Below are 22,053 nucleotides of genomic sequence, written 5' to 3' on the forward strand. Positions count from 1 at the left end.
CGCAGAGGCGCTGCGAACCAGCCACGCGCCGTTTTCCGCCTGATGGAAGGGCAGCGGGCGTAAAACATCACGCCTGCATTACGGCTAGACCCATGGCTTTCCCATGGCGCTTGCCCACGCGGCGCGCTCAGGCCAGGGCCAGCCGGCAGGGAATGCCCCTGTGTGGCCCTGATGCGCCGGGTGCAGGGGGGACGCAGCGCTTGCCGTCTGTCGCAACCGCGCGTTGTAATGTGGTGCGGTCAAGCCACCTGCCTGCACGTTCCCCCGGCCCTGCGGGGCCAGATGTCAGGCCAGAGCCGCTCCTGCGGCCTTTCAGTGTCGCACCATCGTCATGCTATGCCTTTGTGGCCGTGTGCCGCGATGTTCGTGGCATTCATGTAAAACCCGCATGGCGGGAAGGAGGCTGAACTGGCTTACTGCGCCATCTGTCAGGCACCGTTCGGGTGCGATCCGCAGGGTGATTGCTGGTGCATGCAACGCCCGGCAGTGCACCCCCAGCCGCAGGTCGGGGGCGCATGCCTGTGCCCGTCCTGCCTGGAAAAACGCGAGATCGCGCCGCCGCCACCATCCCCCGAGCCAGACTGAGGCAAGGGGCCAACCTTAACGTCCGGTCATGTTTTACGGCCCGTATTGTGTATTGCCGGGATACCGCGCAGGGTGCGATGCGTTGAAGGTGCCGTAAACAGGCACAGGGGGAAGGCATTCATGGCCCGATGGTCCTATCCGCGTCCGTCATCAAGCGAGATTACGCCGCGCGGGGTCTGGCTGTCGCGGCGCAGGCTGCTGGCGGGGGCCACGCTGGGCATGGCGGTCGGCACGGGGCCTCGCGCCCTTGCCGAGGCCCTGCACACACGGCCCGGCCCCTTTCAGGCAGCGGAAAAACCGACCCCGCTGGAAGATGTGACCCATTACAACAATTTCTATGAATTCGGGCTGGACAAGACCGATCCCTCAACCCGTTCCGGCCGGTTTCATGCGCGGCCATGGACCGTGTCGGTCGAAGGGCTGGTGGCCCATCCGCGCGTGTGGGACATCGATGCGCTGATCGCCGCCATGCCGATCGAGGAGCGGCTGTACCGCATGCGCTGTGTCGAGGCGTGGTCGATGGTCATCCCATGGGATGGCTTTCCACTGGCCAGCCTGCTCGCTCTGGCCGAGCCCTTGGGCAACGCGCGCTACGTGGCGTTTGAATCGGTCGTGCGCCCGGCCGAGATGCCGGGCCAGACGGGTGGGCTCGACAGCCTGGCCTGGCCGTATGTGGAAGGGCTGCGGCTTGATGAAGCCATGCACCCGCTCACCCTGCTGGCCGTGGGCCTGTATGGCGAGACCTTGCCCAACCAGAACGGCGCGCCGGTCAGGCTGGTCGTGCCGTGGAAGTATGGCTTCAAGGGCATCAAGTCCATTACCCGCATCCGGCTGGTGGAACAGATGCCACCCACGACATGGAACCAGATGAACGCCGCCGAGTATGGCTTCTTCGCCAACGTCAACCCCGATGTGGACCACCCGCGCTGGAGCCAGGCCTCGGAGCGGGTGATTGGCGCAGGCGGATTTTTTGGTGGCGGTCGTAGGAAAACCCTCATGTTCAACGGCTATGGTGCGCAGGTGGCCGGGCTTTATGGCACCATGAACCTGCGCCGCTTTTACTGAGCATGCCGCGCCTGACCGGGGCGGGGCGCACCCGCACGCTGCTGCCATGGCGCGGCGAGACCATGGTGCTGATGGCGGTGGGGCTGCTGCCTGCAGCACTCTATTTCTGGTATGGTGCGCACGACAGACTGGGGGCGGACCCGGTCAATGTGTTCGAGCGCTGGCTGGGGCTGTGGGCGGTGCGTTTCCTGCTTGCGGCATTGCTGGTCACGCCGTTGCGGGTGGTGAGCGGCATCAGCCTGCTGCGCTACCGGCGCATGCTGGGGCTGCTGGCCTTCTGGTACGCGCTGATGCATGTGAGCGTTTACGTGGCGCTTGACCAGCAGGGCAACCTGGCCGTGCTGTGGCATGACATCACGCGCAGGCCCTTCCTCATGCTGGGGTTTGCGGCCTTCATGCTGCTGCTGCCCCTCGCACTCACATCCAATAACTGGTCCATTCGCAGGCTGGGGCGGCGCTGGGGCAGGCTGCACCGGCTGGTCTATGGCGTGGCGGTGCTGGTTGCGGTGCATTTCCTGCTGGCATTCAAGACGTATAACGCCACCAGCGTCAGCTATGCGGCGGCTTTGATGGCCATGGTGCTGTGGCGGGGCGTATCGCTGGTCCGTGCCCGCATCGGGCGTGCAGGAGCATAAGGCACAGGGCAGGAGAATATCAGCCTGTCTGTGGCATGGCGCATGAAGACGAAGAATGAAAAAACAATTTATGCATTCATTTTGTATCTTAAAATGCGGTATTGGAACATAAAATACTTGAATATATATGATTTGTCGGTAGCGTATTGAATGTTTACCATTGATGGATATGCTTTCTCCATCGGGAGGAAGGCCATAACCATCATGAAGATTGATTCCGGCATTGTCGAACAGCTTGCGGTCGATCAGGCCTCCCTCCGCGCAGGGCTTGGCTTGGCCAAGCCCGCCAAATGGTCCGGGCTGGGGCACAGCCCGGATGAAACCCTGCTCTGGGGCGAATGTGCGGGCTCTGGCGCCCTGCCCTACCGTGTCATGGTCGATGCGCGTGACATGGGGAGTAAATGCACCTGCCCCTCGCGTAAATTTCCGTGCAAGCATGTGCTTGGGCTGATCTGCCTGTGTGCAGGGCAAAAGGCGCCCTTCACGTCCGGCGCCCCGCCTGAGTGGGTGGGGGAGTGGCTGGCCCGGCGCAGGCCGAAGGCCGCGACCACGCCAGCCGCGACGGCCGGGCCCGCAGGCACACCCCCCGACCTTGAGGCCGCCCGGCAGGTGCAGCAGGCTATGCCGGACGCCCCCAAAGCCGGGGCCCGCCGCGAGGAGGCCGCCAGAAAACGCGCGGAAGAAACCACGCAGGCCGTGTGCGACGGGCTGCGCACGCTCGAGCAGTGGATTGGCGACCAGCTCCGGCTGGGGCTGGCCAGCTTTGTTGACAACATGCCCGAGCGCTGCCGGCAGGTTGCGGCCCGGCTGGTTGATGGCAAGGCCACCGCCCTTGCCAGCCGGGTGGATGAACTGCCCGCCCGCATCCTTGCCCTGCCCGCGGGGGCGCGGCTGCAGGCCTGCGTGGTGGAACTGGGCAAGCTGGTGCAGCTTGCCTGCGCCTTCCGCGCGCAGCCGGAGCGGCCTGACCTGCGCCGCCTTGTCTGCACGGCCGAGACGCGGGACACCCTGCTGGCCCACCCCGATACCCAAAGCGTTCATGCTGTGTGGGAAGTGCTGGCCAGCCAGCAGCACATGCAGCGCGACAGGCTGGTGGTGCAGACCACATGGCTGCTCAATCTGGGCGATGACGGTCCGCGCTTTGCCATGCTGGTTGATTTTTTTCCCAAGGGCGCTGGCATGCAGCGGAGCAGCCTGTTCACGCCGGGCGCGTATTTTACCGGCACGCTCGCCTTCTACCCGGCACCCTTTCCGCTGCGTGCCATATTGCGCGAACACGCAGCCCTGCCATCCGCCGATGCGCCCGACTGGCCTGCGGGCGCGCCGCCGCGTGCGGCTATCAACGCGGCCCTTCTGGCCGAGCTGTGGCGCCTTGAGGTGCCGCTCATGCTGCCAGCGGGGCGCATCATGCATGATGAAGCGAAACAACTGTGGTGGCGTGCCGCCGATGGCAGCCTGACGCTGCCGCTGGCGGGTGATGTACCGCCCGTATGGCTTGGCACTGATCTTGCGCGCGCCATCGGCCTGTGGGCGCATGACCGGCTGGCATTGCTCGCAGCCCGGAGCGCGTGGGGGCGCCTGTATCATGGCTGAGCCTGTTTATGACATGATGGCCCCGGTGCTGGCGCGCTGGGCCATGGGGGCGGCGGCGGCTCCCGTGGCAACGGCGTGGCAGCCTGTGCTGGGCCAGGACCCGGCGGTGGCGGAACTGCGGCTGCTGGCCCTGGGTGGCCAGTTCCTTGATGCGATGGTGGAGGCGGCAGTGCCCGCCAGCCTCAAGGCTTTCCCCCCCATTCCGCAGGTCGCCCTGCCCCCCGTGCCAGAGGCCCTGGCGCCGACGATACGGCGCGTGCTTGGTCAATTGAAGGAGGTGCGCGCCCTTGGCCTCGTGCATCTGCTGGCCCGGCGCGGCTACAGCCTCAACCCGGCGGACTGGATGCCGACCCCGCAGGATGACGTGCCAGCCCTTTACGCCCCGTGGCAGGACTGGGCTGCCGCCATCGCCGCCGGGCAGGAAACCCTGCCCATGGCGCCCGATGCGCCCCTGAGCGCGGAAAACTGGCATGATTTCGGCCCGGCCACCCGGCTTGCGGCGTTTGTACGGCTGCGCCACAGTGACCCCGCTGGCGCCCGTGCCCTGTTTGAAAACAGGCGCAGGCATCTCACGGCTGATGAGCGCCTGGGCCTGCTGGACGTTCTGGGAGCCGATGCCGGGCCTGATGATGTGCCGCTGCTGCGCGATATTGCCAGCACGGACCGGGCGCGCAAGCTGAAGGAACTGGCCACGCTGCTGCTGGCGCGGCAGGAAACAGGAACCTGCGATGGGGCGATGGCTGAAGAACTGACAGGTTTTTTCGCCATCGAACCCGTGGGCGCGGCAGGCGGCCAGCAGGTTATAAAGGCCATGCCGCTCAAAACACAGGCGCAGAAAAACGCCCGCTGGAGGTTGCTGTACCAGGTGCCTGTTCTGGACTTTGCGGCGGCCCTCAATCTGGCGCCCACTGACCTGCCACGCCTGTGGCCATGGAACGTGGATGAGCGCCTGGATATGGATTTCATCAGCATGGCGGCAAGAAGCGGCCCGGATGCGATGCTGCCCGGATTGCTGCAGGCCGTACTGGTCAACGGGCCGCCATACAGGCGCGATTATGATGCCCTGGCCGAAAGGCTGCCTGTGGCCGCGCGCGCGCAGTTGGCCCGCGCCCCGCTTGCGGCTGAGGGGCGGCTGGCATTCTTCTCGGCACTTGGCCTGCTGGCGGGCGGGGGTGAACTGGATGACGTGGTGAACACCCCCGCCTTCCGCGCCGTGCTGGCGGCACGCACGGCAGAGGATGGACTGTCCGCCTCCAACCTTGCAACCGAACTGCTGGCACTTGGCCTGATCGCCACGCCCCGCGCCGCCCGGCAGGCCATGGCAGCACTTGAACAGGCGGGCTACCTCGCCGCCGACTCACGGCTTGACATGCTCAGGCTCAATATCGCCCTTGAGAAGACTGGAGCACAGGAATGAGCGAAAAACTGCGGCTGCTCGCCGAGGAAAGTTATGCAGGCGAACTGCGCGCGCTGGCCGCCGAGGAAGGCGGCCACAGACCCCCGGGCTGGAAGCTCTCGCCCCGGCAGGTCGTGACCTACCTCATGGGCGGTGTTGCGGGTGATGGCACGCTCATCACCCCCAAATACGTAGGTAGCCGCGCCCTGATCGAAACGGCGGTCGCAACCCTTGCCACCGACCGCGCGCTGTTGCTGCTGGGCATGCCGGGCACGGCCAAGTCATGGGTGTCCGAGCATCTGGCCGCCGCCATTACGGGGGATTCTACGCTGGTCATCCAGTGCACCGCCGGCACGGATGAAAACCAGATCCGCTATGGCTGGAACTACGCCAGGTTGCTGGCCGATGGCCCGAGCCGCGAGGCGCTGGTGCCCACGCCGCTGATGCGCGCGATGGAGGCAGGCAAGATCTGCCGCCTTGAGGAACTGACCCGCATGGGCAGCGACGTGCAGGACACCCTCATTACCGTGCTGTCGGAGAAGATGCTGCCCATCCCCGAACTCAATACCGCCATCCATGCACGGCGCGGGTTCAACATCATCGCCACCGCCAATAACCGCGACAGGGGGGTAAATGAACTCTCATTCGCGCTCAAGCGGCGCTTCAACGTGGTGGTGCTGCCGCTGCCCGAGCGCGTGGATGAGGAAATCGCCATCATCGTCAAGCGCGTGAGCGAGATGACCGCAACCCTTGACCTGCCGACGCCCCCCAACGTGGCCGAGGAAGTGGCGCGGGTGGTGAGCATCTTCCGCGAACTGCGCGGTGGTGCCACCGAGGATGGCAAGGTGGCGCTCAAGACCCCTTCGGGCGGGCTGTCCACGGCGGAGGGGATTGCGGTGCTGGTGGGCGGCATCAGCCAGGCGACTTTCTTCAATGATGGAAAACTGACCCCCGCAACGCTTGCGGCCAGCATCATCGGCGCGGTGGTGAAGGACCCGGTGCAGGACCGCGTGGTGCTGGGCGAATATCTGGAAACCGTGCTCAAGAAAAAAGTCGGGTTCGAGGAATATTACGCCGCGCTGACCGAGATGATCTGACCCGATGGCTGGCGCGGTTTCCATTTTCGGCATCCGGCACCATGGGCCGGGCTCGGCGCGGCGACTGGTCGAGGCGCTCGATGCGCTGCAGCCACAGGTGGTGCTGATCGAAGGCCCGGCCGATGCCTCCGACCTGCTGCCCCTGCTTGGTGACCCGGCCATGGTGCCCCCGGTGGCCCTGCTGTCCTATGTGGTGGCGGACCCCACGCGGGCCAGTTTCGCGCCGTTTGCCGAATATTCGCCCGAATATCAGGCCGCCTGCTGGGGGGTGAAACATGGGGCGGAACTCCGCTTCATCGACCTGCCCGCGGCCGACGTGCTGGCGCGGGAAGCGGATGAGGCCGATGCGCAGGCCGAGCCGCCCGATCCCGTCACCCGTGATCCCATCGGCACGCTGGCAATGCTGGCTGGCTACCGCGATGGGGAATCATGGTGGGCGGACGTGATCGAGGAAAACCCGCATCCCGGCCCCGTTTTTACCGCCGTGGCCGATGCCATGGCAGCCCTGCGGGCCCAGGCGGCGGACCCCGCCCCGCATGAAGCCGCGCGCGAGGCCCATATGCGCCTTGCCATTGCCCGGGCGGCCAGGGAGTTTGACGGCCCCATCGCCGTGGTGTGCGGGGCGTGGCATGTGCCCGCCCTGGCCGAACGCAGGCCCTTGGCGGCGGATCGCGCGTTGCTGCGCGGGCGGCCCAGGGTAAAGGTCTGCGCTACATGGGCGCCGTGGACCGCCCCGCGCCTGGCCCGTGCCAGCGGTTATGGGGCGGGTGTTGTGGCGCCGGGGTGGTGCGCGCATCTGTGGGCCACCCACAGTGATGCGAACGCCACCGTCACATGGCTTGCGCGCATTGTCGCGGCCCTGCGCGCGCAGGGGCATTTCGTGTCGGTTGCCAGCGTGATCGAGGCGCAGCGCCTGGCCCGGACGCTGGCCGCCCTGCGCAACCGCCCCGCGCCGGGGTTCGAGGAACTGGCCGATGCCGTCATCGCCTGCCTGTGCGAAGGCTACCGCACGCGGTGGGACGGTATCGCCCCGGCCCTGCTCATCGGGTCCGATGTGGGTGCCATCCCGGCCAACGTGCCCCGCGCCCCCCTGATCGAGGATCTGCAACGCCAGCTCAAGGCGACCCGCCTCAAGCCCGAGGCGCTGGAACGCAGCCTGTCGGTTGACCTGCGCAGCGCGAGCGGTCTGGCCCGCTCCACCCTGCTGCACCGGCTCAATGTGCTCGATGTGGACTGGGGCAGGCTGCTTGATGCAGGCGGCAGCCGGGGCACGTTCCGCGAGAACTGGGTTCTGTGCTGGCAGCCCGAATTTGCGGTGCAACTGGTTGAAAACCTCGTGCATGGCGCCACCATTGCCGAGGCCGCGACAGGCCGCCTCATGGAGCGCATGGGCCGCGAACCCACGCTCGATGGCCTGGCGGAGCTGGTGCGCGCGGCCCTTGTGGCCGACCTGGACCGTGCGGTTGCCGCAGGCGCTGGCGTGCTGGCGAACAGGGCGGCCCTGACCACCACCTGCCACGCCCTGCTGCGCACGCTGCCGCCCATGGCCGCCATCATGCGTTATGGCGAGGCGCGTGCGGGCACGGTGGCGCATCTTGATGGCCTCATGCCGCAGATGGTGGTGCGCGCGGCCCTGTCGCTGCCGCATGATGCCCGTAACCTTGATGCCGCCGCCGCAACCGAACTGCGCCACGCGCTGCTGGCAGCCGATCAGGCCATAGCCCTGGCGCAGATGGGGCAGGACATCACGGCACGATGGCGCCAGGCCCTGCGTGAGGTGATGGAGGAGGAGGGCACCACCCGCCTCGTTACCGGCACGGTGGCACGCCTGCTGTATGAAGCCGATGCACTCGGGGCCGGGGCCACGACCGACCTCATGGCGCGCATGCTCTCGCCCGGCACGCCGATTGCGCAGGCCGCCGGTTTCTTCGAAGGGTTTTTTGAGGCGGCCGGTCCGCGCCTGATCCATGACGCCACGCTGCGCCAGGCGGTCGATGCCTGGCTCGTGAGCCTTGATGAGGATGTGTTCATGAACAGCCTGCCCCTGTTCCGCCGGGTTTTCGCGGCGTTTGACCGCGCCGAGCGGCGGCGCCTGCTTGATGCGCTGTTCGCCCCCGCGCAGGCCACGCGCGACTACACGCCCGTGCCTGATGTAGCTGCGCTATGGCCCGCGCATCAGGCCCGCGTGCTCGCGCTGCTCGATGCGGGAGGGGTGTCATGAATATGGAAGAAACCGCCGAACGCAGCCGCCGGTGGCGCCTTGCGCTGGGCATTGAGGAGGCCCCGGGCATGCCGCCGCTGCCCGCGCGTGAGCAGCGCCTGTCGCGCGCGCTTGACGCGCTGTATGGCACGGGTGGCGAAAAAGGCCGGGGCGGGCTGGGCAACTCCGCCCCCGGCATTGCGAAATGGCTGGGCGATATCCGCGATTATTTTCCTGCCTCGGTCGTGCAGGTCATCCAGCGTGATGCGTTTGAGCGCAAGGGGCTGCGCCAGATGCTGCTCGAGCCCGAATTCCTCGCAACCGTCGAGGCGGATGTGCACCTCGTGGCCGACCTCATGGCGCTGCGCGGCGCCATGCCGGACAAGACCCGCGAGAGCGCACGCGCAGTCATTGCCAAGGTTGTCGCAGCCCTGATGGACCGGCTTGCGCAGCGCACGGCCGATGCCATTCGCGGCGGGGTGGACCGCACCCGCCGCACCGCCCGCCCGCGCTTTGCCAATATCGACTGGCCGCGCACCATCATGGCCAACCTGCGCCATTACCAGCCCGCATGCCGCAGCATCGTGCCCGAGCGGCTGGTGGGGTTCATGAGCAGCAACAGGCGCAGCGTGGATCTTGATGAGGTCATCCTGTGCGTGGACCAGTCCGGCTCCATGGCGACATCGGTGGTCTATGCCTCCATTTTCGCCGCCGTCATGGCCTCGCTGCCGGGCGTTGCAACACGGCTTGTGTGCTTCGATACGACCGTGATCGACCTGACCGAAGAACTCGCCGACCCGGTGGACATGCTCTTCGGCCTCCAGCTGGGCGGCGGCACAGACATCAACCAGGCCGTGGCCTATTGCGCCGAGCGGATCGAGCAGCCCGGCAAGACCCATCTCGTGCTGATTACCGACCTGTATGAGGGGGGCGATGCGCAGGGCCTGCTGACCCGCATGGCCTGGCTGCACGGGCTCGGGGTCAACGTAATCGTGCTGCTGGCCCTGACCGATACGGGCAATCCCGCCTACCACCCGGCCATGGCAGGGCAGGTCGCGGCCATGGGCATTCCCGTCTTCGCCTGCACGCCCGACCTGTTTCCCGACATGATGGCCGCTGCCCTGCGGCGCGAGGACATGGGGGCCTGGGCTGCGGGCCACGACATCAAGGCCGTCGTGCCTGATACGGGAGCACTGACCACATGACACTCGATGACCTGCTGGCCGAAGGCAAAAAGCTGCGCCGCCCGTGCTTTACCCTCAGTGTGGAAGGCAGGGGCGACATTGCCGGATACTGGCGCGGCGAACGCCCTGATTATGCCCCGCCAGCCCTGCGCCCCCATGTCATGACACTCGACAGCCAGCTGCTTGTGCAAACAGGCATGCCCATGGGCTATGCCAGCATCGGCTTTAGCGCGGTGGAGGACGGGCGGTTCTTTAACGTGCTGCGCTCGCAGCAGGAGGTTACGGCACTGGGCTGCACCGGCCTGCCGCTTCATGCCACGGCCGACACGTCTTTCCCGCCCCTTGAGGCGGTCTGCCTTTATGGCAGCGAAAAAGTGGCGGAATGGCTCGGAAGCCTCGGGCTGCACCGGCATGAATACGCGCGCGCCGCCCTTACGCCATTGGGCAGGGCCTATGGCGATGCCTATGCCGAACGGGGCGATCTGTTCCGCGACAATGTTGATGCCATTGTGGGCGGGTGGCACCAGTCCTGGCCAGAGGATGATTTCTACATGCCGCTGGAAATGCGGCGCGCCGTGCTGACCCTGCGCGGGGCCGAGCCGTGGTATGAACTGTGGCAGGTGGCGGGTGGCCCGAATTTCAACGTGTGTGAACGGATTACCTGAAGGGCCGCTCAGGGGCGCATGGCCGCCTGCGTGTCCTCCAGGGCACGGAGCTTGCGGTGCAGGGTCGAGCGACTGATGCCCAGCATCCTTGCCGCTACCGCCACCTTGCCGCCTGCGCTGGCAAGCGCTGTGCGGATGGCCATGGCCTGGGCCTCGCGCAACGGGGAGCGGGGGGTGGTTTCCTCCATCAGGCACAGGCTGACATCGCCCGCAGGGGGCAGGCCGAGTTGCGCACGCGCGGCATGGGTCGCGCCCACCACGTGGCGCTCGCGGTTGAGCGCCATCATGGGCACGGAGGCCGATGCCCCCTGCGGCGGCCCGAGCAGCATGATGGTATGGCCCCGATACAGATCCATGAAAAACGCCTGCTCGATCTGGCGGGCGGCCTGCAACAGGCATGATGCGATGAGCGCGCCAAGGCTGCCGTCGGGCGAGGGGCGGTAGGAACTGGCATTGAGCGCGCCCGCCATGCGTCCCGTCGCGTCATAGACCGGCGTTGCAATACCGGTCAGCCCGTGCAGGAAACTGCGCCAGTGTTCATTGCGGTGCACGCTGATGCTGCGCTGTTCGGCAAGGCAGGTGCCAATGCCGTTGGTGCCTGCATGGCGCTCGTGCCACACGGCGCCGGGCCACAGGTTCCACCGGCGGCAGCCGCGCTGCAGCGTGCCCGCCACGTTATGTGTCAGCACCACGCCCGCGGTATCGGCCAGCAGGGCGGTGTAGCCCACGGGTTCAAGCGCATGGTGCAGCCGCGCCATTTCCGGCCCCGCAAAATATAGCATGCGGCCTGCGTGCTGGCAGGCATGGCGCAGTTCCGTGCCGGACAGCACATCGGGCAGGGCGGGCGTGCTGGGGTCGAGCGCGTAATCATGCTGGCAGCGCCGCCATGAGGCCTCGAGCCCCGTGCCGATCACGCAAGGGGCAGGCCGTGCAGGGAAGGCAGGCGGAAAACCGGAACCGTGCGGCATGCTGTCTCTTTGCAGGGTTGGGAGGGGTGGCGGCTAAACACGCGGCCACATGGCGCGGTTTCGCGACACTTCGTACCACCGCCGTCACATGGGCGTGAAGCACCGGGGCTGCGTGCTTGCGCGTAGGGCGGGCTTGCGTGTGTGCTGCCCACAGCCCGGTTGCGTGCCGCGTGGCATGCGTGACGGGACCAGGGAAGAAACAGGGAAAAGACCCATGCAAATAGCGCGTGAAACGCTGCTGCGCTCGTATCGGGCGATGCGCACCATCCGGATGTTTGAAGAGCGCCTGCATGTCGAATTTGCAACCGGCGAGATACCCGGCTTCGTGCATCTGTATTGCGGTGAGGAAGCCTCGGCCGTGGGCGTGTGCGCCAACCTGACCGATAACGACACCATTGCCAGCACCCATCGTGGTCATGGCCATTGTATTGCCAAGGGCGTGGAAGTCGCGGGCATGATGGCCGAGATCTATGGCCGCAGCACCGGCGTGTGCCGGGGCAAGGGTGGGTCGATGCACATTGCCGATCTCGCCTGCGGCATGCTGGGCGCCAATGGCATTGTGGGTGGCGGGCCGCCACTGATCTGCGGAGCCGCACTCTCGCACAAGACCCTGCGTGACGGTGGCGTGGCGGTGGCGTTCTATGGCGATGGCGCCTCGAATGAAGGCACCACGCTCGAGAGCCTCAACCTTGCCTCGGTCTGGCAGCTTCCCGCCGTGTTCGTGGTGGAAGACAACGGCTATGGCGAGGCCACGGCGGCCTCCTTTGCCTGCGCGGGCACCCAGAAGGACAGGGCCGCGGGGTTTGGCATGCCGTATATCGAATGCGATGGCTCGGACTACTTTGCCGTGCACGAGGCGGCAGGCGAGGCCATTGCCCATGCGCGCGCGGGCAAGGGGCCGGTCATGCTGCATGTGCACCTGCAGCGCTGGTATGGCCATTTTGAAGGCGATGCCATGACCTATCGCGCGCCCAATGAAGTGGCCGAGGCCAAGCGTGACCATGACTGCCTCAAGCTGTTCCGCGAGCGCGTAACACAGGCGGGCCTGTTCGAGGACAGCGTGCTCGATGAGGTCGATGCGGCCGTGACCGACGAGATCGAGGCCGCCGTGCTGCAGGCCAAGGATGATCCGCTGCCCCAGTCAGCCGACCTGCTGGCCGATGTGTATGTGCGTTACTGACCCCACCCCACGGCACCAAGGAGACGACCAATGAGCAAGAAAAGCTTCCGGCAGGCGATCAATGAGGCCCTGCGCCAGGAAATGCGCCGTGACCCCACCGTCATCCTGATGGGCGAGGACGTGGCCGGTGGCCGTGGTGGCTCGGCCGGCACGCCCGATGCCTGGGGCGGCGTGCTGGGTGTGACCAAGGGGCTGTACGAGGAGTTTGGCGAGACCCGCGTGCTCGACACCCCCATTACCGAGGCCTCCTATATCGGTGCTGCGGCAGGAGCCGCCGTGACCGGCCTGCGCCCGGTGGCGGAGCTGATGTTTGTCGATTTTGTCGGCTGCTGCCTTGACCAGATCATGAACCAGGCCGCCAAGTTCCGCTACATGTTTGGCGGCAAGGCGCGCACGCCGCTGGTCATCCGGGCCATGTACGGCGCGGGGTTCAATGCCGCCGCCCAGCACAGCCAGGCGCTGTACCCGCTGTTTACGCATATTCCGGGGCTGAAGGTGGTCATCCCGTCCTCCCCCTACGAGGCCAAGGGCCTGCTCATTTCAGCCATACGCGATGATGATCCCGTCATCTTCCTTGAAAACAAGGTGATGTATGACGTTGAGGAAGAGGTGCCCGATGAGCCCTACGCCATTCCCTTTGGCGAGGCCAACCTGACGCGTGAAGGCGATGACGTGACCATCGTGGCCTTTGGCCGCATGGTGGGCATGGCCAACGAGGCCGCCGACCGGCTGGCCAAAAAGGGCATAGGCTGCACGGTCATCGACCCGCGCACCACATCACCGCTGGACAGCGAGACCATACTGGACTGCGTGGCCGATACCGGCAGGCTGGTCATTGTTGATGAATCAAGCCCGCGCTGCAACATGGCCACCGATATCGCAGCCCTTGTGGCGGAAGAGGCGTTTGATACCCTGCGCGCGCCCATCCGCCGCGTGGTGCCACCGCACACGCCGGTGCCCTTCGCCACGGTGCTGGAAACGCTTTACATGCCCAGCGTTGAAAAGATCGAGGCCGCCGTCACCGCGACCATGAACCACCGCGTAACGGAGAAAGTGTGACATGACCCCCGACATCACCCCCATCACCATGCCCAAATTCGGCCTTGCCATGACGGAGGGCAAGATTGCGGGCTGGCTGGTCGAGCCCGGTACGCAGGTCACGGTTGGCGAGGAACTGGTCGATATCGAGACCAGCAAGATCACCAACACCTTTGAAAGTCCGGTGGCGGGCCTGCTGCGCCGCCATGTGGCCGCCAATGGCGAGATGCTGCCCGTGGGCGCGCTGATCGGCATCGTGGCTGATGCAGCGGTGGCGGATGCGGATATCGATGCGTTCATCACCCGCTTCCAGGCCGATTTTGCCGCCGCCTCCGATCAGCCTGACGGGGCGGAGGCCGCTGATGAGCCGGTAATGATGCAGGTGGGCGCGCACAGCCTGCGCGTGCATGACCGGGGGGCGGGCGACGGCACCCCGCTTGTGCTCATTCATGGCTTTGGCGGCGACCTCAAGAACTGGATGCTCAATCACGCGGCCCTCGCACACGGGCGGCGCGTCATTGCGTTCGACCTGCCGGGGCATGGTGGCTCGTCAAAGGACGTGGGGCCGGGCACGCTGGCGTTCTTTGCCGATGTCACGGCGCAACTGCTGGCGCATCTCGATCTTTCGCGTGTGCATGTCATGGGCCATTCGCTGGGCGGCGGCATTGCGCTGACACTGGCACGCACCCAGCCCGCGCTTGTGGCGTCACTGACCCTCATCGCCCCTGCCGGGCTGGGGCCACAGATCAACATGGATTTCATCAACGGCTTCATCGAGGCCGACCGCGTGCGCGGTGTGCAGGATGTGCTGAAATACCTGGTGCATGACAAGGCGCTGATCGGGCGGCGCATGGCGGATGACGTGCTGCGCTACAAGCGGCTGGACGGGGCGGAAGCTGCCCTGCGCAAGGTAGCGGAAGCGTGTTTCCCCGGTGGAAAGCAGGGCGATGACCTGCGCCCCGTGCTGGCGGCAGCCGACATGCCCGCGACCCTGATCTGGGGGCAGGCGGATGAAATCCTGCCGGTGGCACAGGCTGATGGCCTGCCGGGCAGCGTGACCCGCCACATCCTGCCCGCCATCGGGCACATGCCGCAGCTTGAAAGTGCGACGGCCGTCAATGAGGTTGTGGAGGCTTTCATCGGGCATGAGGTGGCGACGGCATAAAGCCTGTATTGGCAACAGAAACGCCGCCTTTTGGGGAAAAGGCACCAGAGAACTTTTACTTTATTCAGGAACTTTTTCTGAACCGTATTTGTGGTGCAGATCCTGAAAAGTTTTTGGTGAATCTTTTTTCAAAAATCTTCATGGAACATCAGGCTCTGCACTTTGCCTTTTCAGCAGCAACGTTCTGTCCTGCCGCGTTCCGGTCACCATAAGGTGTCCAGCCGGTGCTTGCCACAAGGTGGCCGGTATGTCTTGAGTAAAGTCCTGAGCAAGCAGAAAACAGCAATGCCGCGACTGCAATGCCAGTTGTGGCACGGGAATAACAATAATGTTTGTCGGACTAGATCTGGGTACATCATCTCTCAAGGCCGTGCTGGTCGATGACCGGCAGCAGGTTGTTGCCAGCCACGCCCACCCCCTGCGCGTGACCTCTCCCCAGCCTGGCTGGAGCGAGCAGGCCCCGCAGGACTGGTGGGAGGCGCTGCTGCTCACCATGGATGCGCTGGCGGCGGCAAACCCGCGCGAGATGGCGCAGGTGGCGGGCATTGGCCTGTCAGGCCAGCAGCACGGCGCGGTGCTGCTGGGCGCCGATGGGGGCGTGCTGCGGCCGTGCATTTTGTGGAATGACCTGCGCAGCGTTGCGCAATGCGCCGAATTCGAGCGCCGCTTTCCCTATAGCCGGCAGGTATGTGGCAATATCGCCATGCCCGGCTTTACCGCGCCCAAGCTGATCTGGGTGGCGGAACATGAGCCGGAGGTATTTGCCGCCACCCGCCATGTTCTGCTGCCCAAGGCCTGGCTGCGCTACCGCATGAGCGGCGAGATGATTGATGACATGTCGGATGCCGCCGGTTCGCTATGGCTCGATGTTGGCGGGCGCTGCTGGTCGGATGCGGCGCTGGCGGCAACCGGCCTTGGCCGTGACGCCATGCCCGCAGTGGTCGAGGGCACGGCGCGGGCGGGCCTGCTCCATGCCGATCTGGCCCGGCGCTGGGGCATGAAGGGCCGCCCCGTGCTGGCAGGCGGCGCGGGTGACAATGCCGCCGGCGCCGTGGGGCTGGGAGCGGTGCAGGCGGGCTCGTCCTTCCTTTCCTTGGGCACATCAGGCGTGCTGTGGGTGACGACCGACCGCTTTCGCCCGCATCCGCAGGGCGGCATCCATGCCTTCTGCCATGCCGTGCCCGCGACATGGCACCAGATGGGGGTGACACTCTCCGCCGCGTCATCGCTGGCGTGGTGGGCGCGCGTTACCGGCATGACGGAAACGGCCCTGCTGGCCGAACTGCCGCCTGAAATTACGCGGCCTTCGCCTGTTACGTTCCTGCCCTACCTTTCGGGCGAGCGCACGCCGCATAATGACGGGCAGATCCGCGGCAGCTTTGCCGGGCTGTCGGATGCCACAACGCGGGCGGAGATGACGCAGGCCGTGCTTGAAGGTGTTGCCTTCTCGTTTCGTGATGTGGTCGATGCGCTGGCCGATGCCGGGTCCGTGCTGACCAGTGCGGATGTGATTGGCGGTGGCTCGCACAGCCGCCTGTGGGTTTCGATCCTGGCCAATGTTACCGGGCTTGCGCTGCACCGCCTGGCGCATGGGGCGCAGGGCGGGGCCTTTGGCGCGGCGCGTCTGGCACGAATTGCTGTAACGGATGAGGCGGTGGAGGCCGTGTGCCAGCCGCCGCAGCGTGAGGAGACACTCGTGCCCGATGCGGGCATGGCCCAGGCCTACGCAGCCCCGCTGGCCCGCTACCGCGCGCTCTATCCCGCCCTGCGCGGGGCAATGGCCGCATGCCCCGCCTGAAAGTAAAGGCGGGGCAGGGTGTGGAAAAAGATGGTTATGGGCCTATGGCGATCATGTTAGGCATGTCGGGCAAGAATAAGGAAATGGATAGAGTTTGATGAAAACACGCCTGTTCTCCCGTCTTTTCCACCATTATGCCTGTGGGGCCGCGCTGCTGGCCCTTCTGGCACCCCTTGGCGCCCATGCCAGGGACAGCGTGGACCATGGCGCAGCGCCAAGCGGCAATGTAACCGTGGTGGCCCGTTTTGCCGACATGCAGCCCTCCGGCATCGCGGCCCTGCCCGACGGGCGGCTGGTCATAGCCTTCCCCCGCAGTGCGGCTGACCACAAGGGGCCGCGCCTTGGCCAGCTGGTCAAGGGCAAGGCCGTCGCTTTCCCCGATGAGGCGACGCAGGCGCGTTTCATTTCTCCCCTTGGCATGACGGTGGATACATCGGGCCACCTGTGGATCGTGGATGAAGGTACCGTGGCCGGGCAGGCAGCACCCGCCACCCCGGCGCTGATCGGGCTGGACCCCAGGAGCGGCCAGATCATTGCCACCATCGCGCTCGGCCCGGACACCGGCGCCACGCGCGCGGACAGCCACGTCAATGACGTGCGCGTTGACCTGACGCATGGCGAGAAGGGCACCGCCTTCATCAGCGATACCTCGCAGATGGATCACCCGGCCATCATCGTGGTTGATCTTGCCACCGGCCATGCCCGCCGCGTGCTTGAAAACGCCCCCTCCGTCCGCGCAGAGCAGGGCTTTGCCATGGAACTTGATGGCAAAATGCTGCGTTATGACATGGCGCATCCGGCCATGGGGCAGGGCGGGATCGATGGTGTTGCGTTGAGCACGGATTCCAGCACGCTGTACTGGCAGCCCCTGTCCAGCCGCAGGCTGTACAGCGCGCCCACCGCACTCCTGGCCAACCCCGCCACCAAGCCCGCGCAGCTTGAACAAGCCGTGCGCGATGAAGGGGAGGACGCCGTGGTGGATGGCATGGCGACCGGGCCGGACAATTCCCTCTACCTGACCGATATCGAACGCCACGCCGTACTGCGCCGCCTGCCTGACGGGCAGCTTTCGGTCGTAGCCCATGACCCGCGCCTGATCGCGCCCGATGGCCTGACCATCAAGGATAACGCGCTGTGGCTGACCGTGGGCCAGTGGGGACGGCTGCCCGTGTTCCATGATGGGCACGACATGGAAGAGCGCCCCTGGCTGGTGGTGAAGATACCGATGCAATAACCCCGGGCGCACCGCCGCCCCGCCCTGACCCGGCGCAGCTGAAAGAACGCATAATAATGGCGCATCACAGTCAAACGGTTTCCGGCTCCGGCATTGTCAACCTGATTGCAGGCGTGGCCGCGACCGGGGGCCTTCTGTTCGGGTATGACACCGGCATCATTTCGGCCGCCCTGCTGCAGATCACCCCGGCTTTTTCACTCGGCACGCTGGGGCAGCAGGTCGTGACCTCGGCCATCGTGGCCGGGGCGCTGGCAGGGTGCCTGATGGCGGCCCCGCTATCGGACCGGCTGGGGCGGCGCTACATGATCATGTTCGCGGCCCTTGTCTTTATCGTGGGCACGCTGGTGGCGTCGTTTGCGCCAAGCGTGGGGGTGCTGGTTGCGGCGCGTTTCATCCTGGGGCTGGCCGTGGGCATGTGCTCGCAGATCGTGCCGGTCTATATTGCGGAAATTGCCCCGCGTGAAAAACGCGGCCAGATGGTGGTGCTGTTCCAGCTGGCCGTCGTGACCGGCATTCTGGTCTCGTTTATCGTGGGCTATCTGTTCCGCGCGCAGTCGTGGCGGCTCATGTTCGGGCTGGGGGTCATTCCGGCGGTGATCCTGCTGGCTGGCATGTCGTTCCTGCCGCGCAGCCCGCGCTGGCTGGCCATGAAGGGCAGGCTGGAAAGCGCGTTTGACGTGCTGCAGCGCCTGCGGCGTGACCCCGTGGCCGCGCGCGCGGAACTGGACGCCATCGTGGCCATGCATGATGAGCAGGCCCCGTGGTCGGCCCTGCTGCAACCCTGGGTGCGGCCTGCGGTGGTGGCATCGGTGGGTGTGGCGCTGTTTTGCCAGATTACCGGCATCAACGCGGTGCTGTATTACGCGCCCACCATTTTCGCAGGCGTAGGATTTGGCGAGGGGTCGGCGCTGCTGACCTCGATCGCCATTGGCGTGGCCATGGTCATTTCCACCGCGTTCGGCAGTTGGGCGGTTGATGCGTGGGGGCGGCGCAGGCTGCTGCTGCGGCTGGTGCCCGGTGCTGCGGTATCGCTCATGGTGCTTGGCGCAATGTTTGCGCAAGGTGCGACGCATGGGATCAATACATGGATTACGGCAGCGGCGGTTGTCTGTTACGCCATCTTCAACGTGGGCAGCCTGTCGGTAGCGATCTGGCTGGTGGGGGCTGAGGTCTATCCGCTCTCGTGCCGCAGCAAGGGCATGAGCCTTGTGGCCGCGACCCATTGGACGGCGGATCTGCTGATCTCACTCACCACGCTCTCTTTGGTGCAGGCGCTCGGGGCGGCGGGCACGTTCTGGATGTATGCGGGGCTGAACGTGCTGGCCTTCGTGTTCATCTGGCGCTACGTGCCTGAAACCCGGGGGCGTTCGCTTGAGGAAATCGAGACCGCCCTCAAGGCAGGCGCCTTCGACCGGTTGCGCTGAACCTGAAGTAGGCATGGGTGCCGCCTTTTTTTAAAGGCGGCGTTATTCAAAGCTTTTTGAAAAAAGCTTCACCAGAAACTTTCATTTTCAAAGATGCACATGTCCGCGCGCGAGGTCAAACGGGCGCGCGGGCACGGGGGATGAACGCGCACGAGCCGCAGGGGGCAGGATATGCGTGAGGATCCGCTCGCCAATGGCGTTCTGCCACAACCACAGGCTGTTGACCTGCCCGCGGAAGCTGGCTTCCCCCCCCATCGCCCCCGATGGCCTGAAGCCCGAGGCCAGGCCAATGCCGAACAGGCCCGGGATTTCATGCCCCGCCTGATCAAGAATGCCGCAGTTCGGCCCGGTCAGGGCGGCATGGGGCTGGTCTGCCGCAAGGGGGATGGGCGCACCATCAGTGTCGCGCACGCGCACGCGGCGCGGGCTGTAGCCAAGGCAGGCGATGATGGCATCGGACTGGTCCAGAATGTGCTGTATCCGGGCTGTATTGTCCGGTGTCATTTGCAGTGCGTGCAGGCGGGGCTCGGGTGCTGCGCCTGCAATGCCGAGCAGGCGCATGGCCAGGGTGCGCGAATCATAACGCAGGCCGCCAAAGCGATGCACGAACTGGCTGACCGGGCAGATGTCACTGGCGCTGAAATCGGCATACCCGTCGGCCTGTGCTTCCTCAGCCGTGCGGTAGAACAGTTTGAGCCGGGACTGGTGCAGGAGCGTCAGGTGCCCCGGCGCGATCCGCTCGCCCATGTCGCGCAGAATGACATTGGCCGATGACAGGGCGCTGCTGGCGCCGCCGATAATGGTGATCCTGGGTTTTTCGCATCCCGCCAGCATGGCGCGCAGCGTGTGCATGCCTTCAGGCGCCAGCAGGGCATCGGATTGCACGATACGCCCCGCATAGCGCGGCAGCAGGGGCCGGCCTGCCACGTTCTCGGTATAAAGCCGGGCTTCGGGCTGGCAGGCGCCAAGGGCCAGCACCACCTTGCCAGCAAACACCTGCTGCCTGTGCGCCCCGTGGGTCGTGGCAAGGTCGGCCAGCCAGTTGCCATCTTCCTGCCGGGTCAGGGTTTCAAGCCGCCAGCCGGTGAGCAGGCGCGAGGCGGGGTGGGCTGCGATGAGTTCGGTCAGCACATGGCCCACCACATCAAGAAAATCCGCAACGATGCGCAGCGGCAGGGGCTGCCTGCCGTGGCTGCGGATCATTTCCACCAGGGGGTGATGGGTCAGGCGGGCCAGCTCGGGCACGGGGTTGGCTGTAATCGCATCGACAAAGGTTTCGGCAGCACTGTCGGAATTGATGACATAGCGCCCCAGCATGCCGGAGCCGATCGTGCTGCCCTGTTCAACCAGGGTCACGCCTGCATCAAGGAGGTGGGGCAACTGGCCGATGCGCGAGGCGGCAAGCAGGATGGCGATGCCCGCGGGGCCGCCGCCAGCAATGAGGATGGGCGTTGTCGCGTGGGTGGACATGGGGCATGGGTCCGTTTTCCGTGGTTGGAAGGAACGACGGGGGCTCAGACAATCTGGGCATGGCAGGCGGCCCTGAATTCACGGCACACGTAATGCACCATTTCAGGGGTCATTTCATGCCATAGCGGGAGCGACACGATGGAGGCGGCCAGGGCTTCTGTCGCGCTCAGGTCGCCTGCTACGCTATTGGCGGCGAAATAGCTCTGTTCATGCAGATGGGGTGAAAAATAGGTGGAGGTGCCAATGCGCCTCTGCTTCATGCGCTCCAGTATGGCGCGGCGGTGCGGCGCGTACTGCGCGGGCAGCCGCACGGGCAGGAACTGGTAGGCCGTGCGCGTGCCATGCTGGCGCTGGAACGTGAATTCGGGCAGCAGGTCGTAATACAGTCGTTCGATGCTGCATTTTTTCTCGACCACCGCATCAAGCTGCTCCAGCCCCGACAGGGCCAGCAGCGCCCCGATTTCAGGCAGCTTGGAATTGAGGCCCGGCATGGTGGCGTGGCGGACCCGGCCAAACCCGAAATTGCCCATGGCCCGCAGGGCGTCGATCATCTCGGGGTTGTTGGCATAGATGAAGCCGCCTTCGCCAATCCCCATTGTTTTTGTTGCGTGAAGCGAACAGATAATGGCATGCGGCGAGCCCTGGCCAAAGCCACGACCCTGCCCATCGCGCGCGCCAAGCGAGGCTGCGGCATCAATGACGACGGGAATGCCGGTGCGCCTTTCAAGTTCCGTATAGTAGTCCATATCGGCGGCGTTACCAAAGGTGGCATAAGGGAATATTGCCGCGACCTGATTTTTGTACTGTTGCAATAATGCCTGTTCCGCATCATGCGATGCCATCCAGTCCTGTGGGTCGATATCACACAAAAGCGGCACGAAACCCGCCCACAATACGGCATGTGCTGCCGCGGCAAAAGTAAAGGACGGCATGATGATATAGCGCTGCCGCTCAGGGTTGGTGTGGCGCGTGACGTATTTGAGCGCCATCATGAGGCCAATGGTGGCGTTGCACACCGTTACGCACTGGCCCACGCCCCCAAACATCTGCTCGACCAGGCGTTTTTCGAACTTCTGGTTGATCGGGCCGTAATTTGTATAGATGCCAGAGTTTTCCATCGCGATGACGCTCTCGGATAACTGGCTGATCTTCGGAATGTTGGAACGTATGAACGATATTTCCGGGAGCGACATTTCTGTCATTTTTCACATTCCGATTCACTTAACTCGGTGAGTAGTACAAGTATTGTTCTGATTGCCGCACCCTGGTGCCATCTGCCTCCAGTGCGCCTGCAAAATTACATAACATGTACATTTTTAACGCGCCCAGAGGCATATCGTTTACCACACGTTTATG

Annotated in this window: 18 protein-coding genes and 1 pseudogene; 16 read left to right on the plus strand and 3 right to left on the minus strand. The window is 65.3% G+C overall.

The window, feature by feature from the left end; genetic code table 11:
- The first annotated feature begins 705 nt into the window (after nt 1–705).
- The 9 genes and pseudogenes from msrP (at nt 706) to OQZ28_RS09180 (ending at nt 10,420) form a co-directional block, all read left to right on the plus strand.
- A complete protein-coding gene (gene msrP / locus OQZ28_RS09140; RefSeq protein WP_130731118.1) occupies nt 706–1,650 on the plus strand; it encodes a protein-methionine-sulfoxide reductase catalytic subunit MsrP in 945 nt (314 codons plus the stop codon).
- A 2-nt stretch (nt 1,651–1,652) separates the two neighbouring features.
- Nucleotides 1,653–2,285: a protein-methionine-sulfoxide reductase heme-binding subunit MsrQ gene (msrQ, locus tag OQZ28_RS09145; RefSeq protein ID WP_458135899.1), complete on the plus strand. Its 633-nt coding sequence runs from the start codon at nt 1,653–1,655 to the stop codon at nt 2,283–2,285.
- A 49-nt stretch (nt 2,286–2,334) separates the two neighbouring features.
- Nucleotides 2,335–2,397, plus strand: a pseudogene (locus OQZ28_RS09150) (hypothetical protein); the annotation flags it as partial.
- Between the two features lie 92 nt (nt 2,398–2,489).
- Nucleotides 2,490–3,878, plus strand: a complete 1,389-nt coding sequence (locus OQZ28_RS09155; protein WP_458135900.1) for an SWIM zinc finger family protein — start codon at nt 2,490–2,492, stop codon at nt 3,876–3,878.
- Complete coding sequence (locus tag OQZ28_RS09160; protein WP_458135901.1) at nt 3,871–5,295, plus strand: DUF5691 domain-containing protein; 1,425 nt, start codon at nt 3,871–3,873, stop codon at nt 5,293–5,295. Before OQZ28_RS09155 ends, OQZ28_RS09160 begins: the two co-directional genes overlap by 8 nt.
- Nucleotides 5,292–6,371 (plus strand): ATP-binding protein, encoded by a 1,080-nt coding sequence (locus OQZ28_RS09165; RefSeq protein WP_458135902.1) that lies wholly within the window; start codon nt 5,292–5,294, stop codon nt 6,369–6,371. Before OQZ28_RS09160 ends, OQZ28_RS09165 begins: the two co-directional genes overlap by 4 nt.
- Before the next feature lie 4 nt (nt 6,372–6,375).
- A complete protein-coding gene (locus tag OQZ28_RS09170; RefSeq protein WP_458135903.1) occupies nt 6,376–8,592 on the plus strand; it encodes a DUF5682 family protein in 2,217 nt (738 codons plus the stop codon).
- Nucleotides 8,589–9,776 carry a VWA domain-containing protein gene (locus OQZ28_RS09175; RefSeq protein ID WP_458135904.1) on the plus strand — a complete coding sequence of 396 codons (1,188 nt, stop codon included), beginning with the start codon at nt 8,589–8,591 and terminating at the stop codon, nt 9,774–9,776. Before OQZ28_RS09170 ends, OQZ28_RS09175 begins: the two co-directional genes overlap by 4 nt.
- On the plus strand, nt 9,773–10,420 hold the full coding sequence (locus OQZ28_RS09180) for a hypothetical protein (RefSeq protein WP_458135905.1): 648 nt from the start codon (nt 9,773–9,775) through the stop codon (nt 10,418–10,420). Before OQZ28_RS09175 ends, OQZ28_RS09180 begins: the two co-directional genes overlap by 4 nt.
- Before the next feature lie 8 nt (nt 10,421–10,428).
- Here the strand turns inward: OQZ28_RS09180 and OQZ28_RS09185 are convergent, their stop codons facing one another.
- Nucleotides 10,429–11,388, minus strand: a complete 960-nt coding sequence (locus tag OQZ28_RS09185; protein WP_130731125.1) for a helix-turn-helix domain-containing protein — start codon at nt 11,386–11,388, stop codon at nt 10,429–10,431.
- Between the two features lie 214 nt (nt 11,389–11,602).
- On the opposite strand from OQZ28_RS09185, the gene OQZ28_RS09190 reads away from it, so the two are divergent.
- The 7 genes from OQZ28_RS09190 to OQZ28_RS09220 all read left to right on the plus strand — a co-directional run bounded on the left by OQZ28_RS09190 (nt 11,603) and on the right by OQZ28_RS09220 (nt 19,227).
- Complete coding sequence (locus OQZ28_RS09190) at nt 11,603–12,568, plus strand: thiamine pyrophosphate-dependent dehydrogenase E1 component subunit alpha (protein WP_130731126.1); 966 nt, start codon at nt 11,603–11,605, stop codon at nt 12,566–12,568.
- 30 nt (nt 12,569–12,598) lie between these two features.
- Nucleotides 12,599–13,627: an alpha-ketoacid dehydrogenase subunit beta gene (locus tag OQZ28_RS09195; RefSeq protein WP_130731127.1), complete on the plus strand. Its 1,029-nt coding sequence runs from the start codon at nt 12,599–12,601 to the stop codon at nt 13,625–13,627.
- Nucleotide 13,628: 1 nt separating this feature from the next.
- Complete coding sequence (locus tag OQZ28_RS09200; protein ID WP_458135906.1) at nt 13,629–14,771, plus strand: acetoin dehydrogenase dihydrolipoyllysine-residue acetyltransferase subunit; 1,143 nt, start codon at nt 13,629–13,631, stop codon at nt 14,769–14,771.
- 8 nt (nt 14,772–14,779) lie between these two features.
- On the plus strand, nt 14,780–14,983 hold the full coding sequence (locus tag OQZ28_RS09205; protein ID WP_458135907.1) for a hypothetical protein: 204 nt from the start codon (nt 14,780–14,782) through the stop codon (nt 14,981–14,983).
- A 116-nt stretch (nt 14,984–15,099) separates the two neighbouring features.
- Complete coding sequence (gene xylB / locus OQZ28_RS09210) at nt 15,100–16,569, plus strand: xylulokinase (protein ID WP_458135908.1); 1,470 nt, start codon at nt 15,100–15,102, stop codon at nt 16,567–16,569.
- Between the two features lie 97 nt (nt 16,570–16,666).
- On the plus strand, nt 16,667–17,803 hold the full coding sequence (locus tag OQZ28_RS09215; protein WP_458135909.1) for an L-dopachrome tautomerase-related protein: 1,137 nt from the start codon (nt 16,667–16,669) through the stop codon (nt 17,801–17,803).
- A gap of 56 nt (nt 17,804–17,859) precedes the next feature.
- Entirely contained in the window at nt 17,860–19,227 is a 1,368-nt protein-coding gene (locus OQZ28_RS09220; protein WP_458135910.1) for a sugar porter family MFS transporter, read from the plus strand.
- An 87-nt stretch (nt 19,228–19,314) separates the two neighbouring features.
- Here the strand turns inward: OQZ28_RS09220 and OQZ28_RS09225 are convergent, their stop codons facing one another.
- Both OQZ28_RS09225 and OQZ28_RS09230 read right to left on the minus strand, forming a co-directional pair.
- On the minus strand, nt 19,315–20,697 hold the full coding sequence (locus OQZ28_RS09225; RefSeq protein ID WP_458135911.1) for an aminotransferase DegT: 1,383 nt from the start codon (nt 20,695–20,697) through the stop codon (nt 19,315–19,317).
- 44 nt (nt 20,698–20,741) lie between these two features.
- Nucleotides 20,742–21,899: an aminotransferase class I/II-fold pyridoxal phosphate-dependent enzyme gene (locus tag OQZ28_RS09230; protein ID WP_458135912.1), complete on the minus strand. Its 1,158-nt coding sequence runs from the start codon at nt 21,897–21,899 to the stop codon at nt 20,742–20,744.
- Nucleotides 21,900–22,053 lie beyond the last annotated feature (154 nt).

This window comes from Komagataeibacter sp. NFXK3, assembly GCF_054182245.1.

Bases quoted from the DNA above. Each gene is read 5' to 3' on its own strand.
- msrP (WP_130731118.1), top strand. From the start codon at position 706: ATGGCCCGATGGTCCTATCCGCGTCCGTCATCAAGCGAGATTACGCCG.
- msrQ (WP_458135899.1), top strand. From the start codon at position 1,653: ATGCCGCGCCTGACCGGGGCGGGGCGCACCCGCACGCTGCTGCCATGG.
- OQZ28_RS09155 (WP_458135900.1), top strand. From the start codon at position 2,490: ATGAAGATTGATTCCGGCATTGTCGAACAGCTTGCGGTCGATCAGGCC.
- OQZ28_RS09160 (WP_458135901.1), top strand. From the start codon at position 3,871: ATGGCTGAGCCTGTTTATGACATGATGGCCCCGGTGCTGGCGCGCTGG.
- OQZ28_RS09165 (WP_458135902.1), top strand. From the start codon at position 5,292: ATGAGCGAAAAACTGCGGCTGCTCGCCGAGGAAAGTTATGCAGGCGAA.
- OQZ28_RS09170 (WP_458135903.1), top strand. From the start codon at position 6,376: ATGGCTGGCGCGGTTTCCATTTTCGGCATCCGGCACCATGGGCCGGGC.
- OQZ28_RS09175 (WP_458135904.1), top strand. From the start codon at position 8,589: ATGAATATGGAAGAAACCGCCGAACGCAGCCGCCGGTGGCGCCTTGCG.
- OQZ28_RS09180 (WP_458135905.1), top strand. From the start codon at position 9,773: ATGACACTCGATGACCTGCTGGCCGAAGGCAAAAAGCTGCGCCGCCCG.
- OQZ28_RS09185 (WP_130731125.1), bottom strand. From the start codon at position 11,388: ATGCCGCACGGTTCCGGTTTTCCGCCTGCCTTCCCTGCACGGCCTGCC.
- OQZ28_RS09190 (WP_130731126.1), top strand. From the start codon at position 11,603: ATGCAAATAGCGCGTGAAACGCTGCTGCGCTCGTATCGGGCGATGCGC.
- OQZ28_RS09195 (WP_130731127.1), top strand. From the start codon at position 12,599: ATGAGCAAGAAAAGCTTCCGGCAGGCGATCAATGAGGCCCTGCGCCAG.
- OQZ28_RS09200 (WP_458135906.1), top strand. From the start codon at position 13,629: ATGACCCCCGACATCACCCCCATCACCATGCCCAAATTCGGCCTTGCC.
- xylB (WP_458135908.1), top strand. From the start codon at position 15,100: ATGTTTGTCGGACTAGATCTGGGTACATCATCTCTCAAGGCCGTGCTG.
- OQZ28_RS09215 (WP_458135909.1), top strand. From the start codon at position 16,667: ATGAAAACACGCCTGTTCTCCCGTCTTTTCCACCATTATGCCTGTGGG.
- OQZ28_RS09220 (WP_458135910.1), top strand. From the start codon at position 17,860: ATGGCGCATCACAGTCAAACGGTTTCCGGCTCCGGCATTGTCAACCTG.
- OQZ28_RS09225 (WP_458135911.1), bottom strand. From the start codon at position 20,697: ATGTCCACCCACGCGACAACGCCCATCCTCATTGCTGGCGGCGGCCCC.
- OQZ28_RS09230 (WP_458135912.1), bottom strand. From the start codon at position 21,899: ATGACAGAAATGTCGCTCCCGGAAATATCGTTCATACGTTCCAACATT.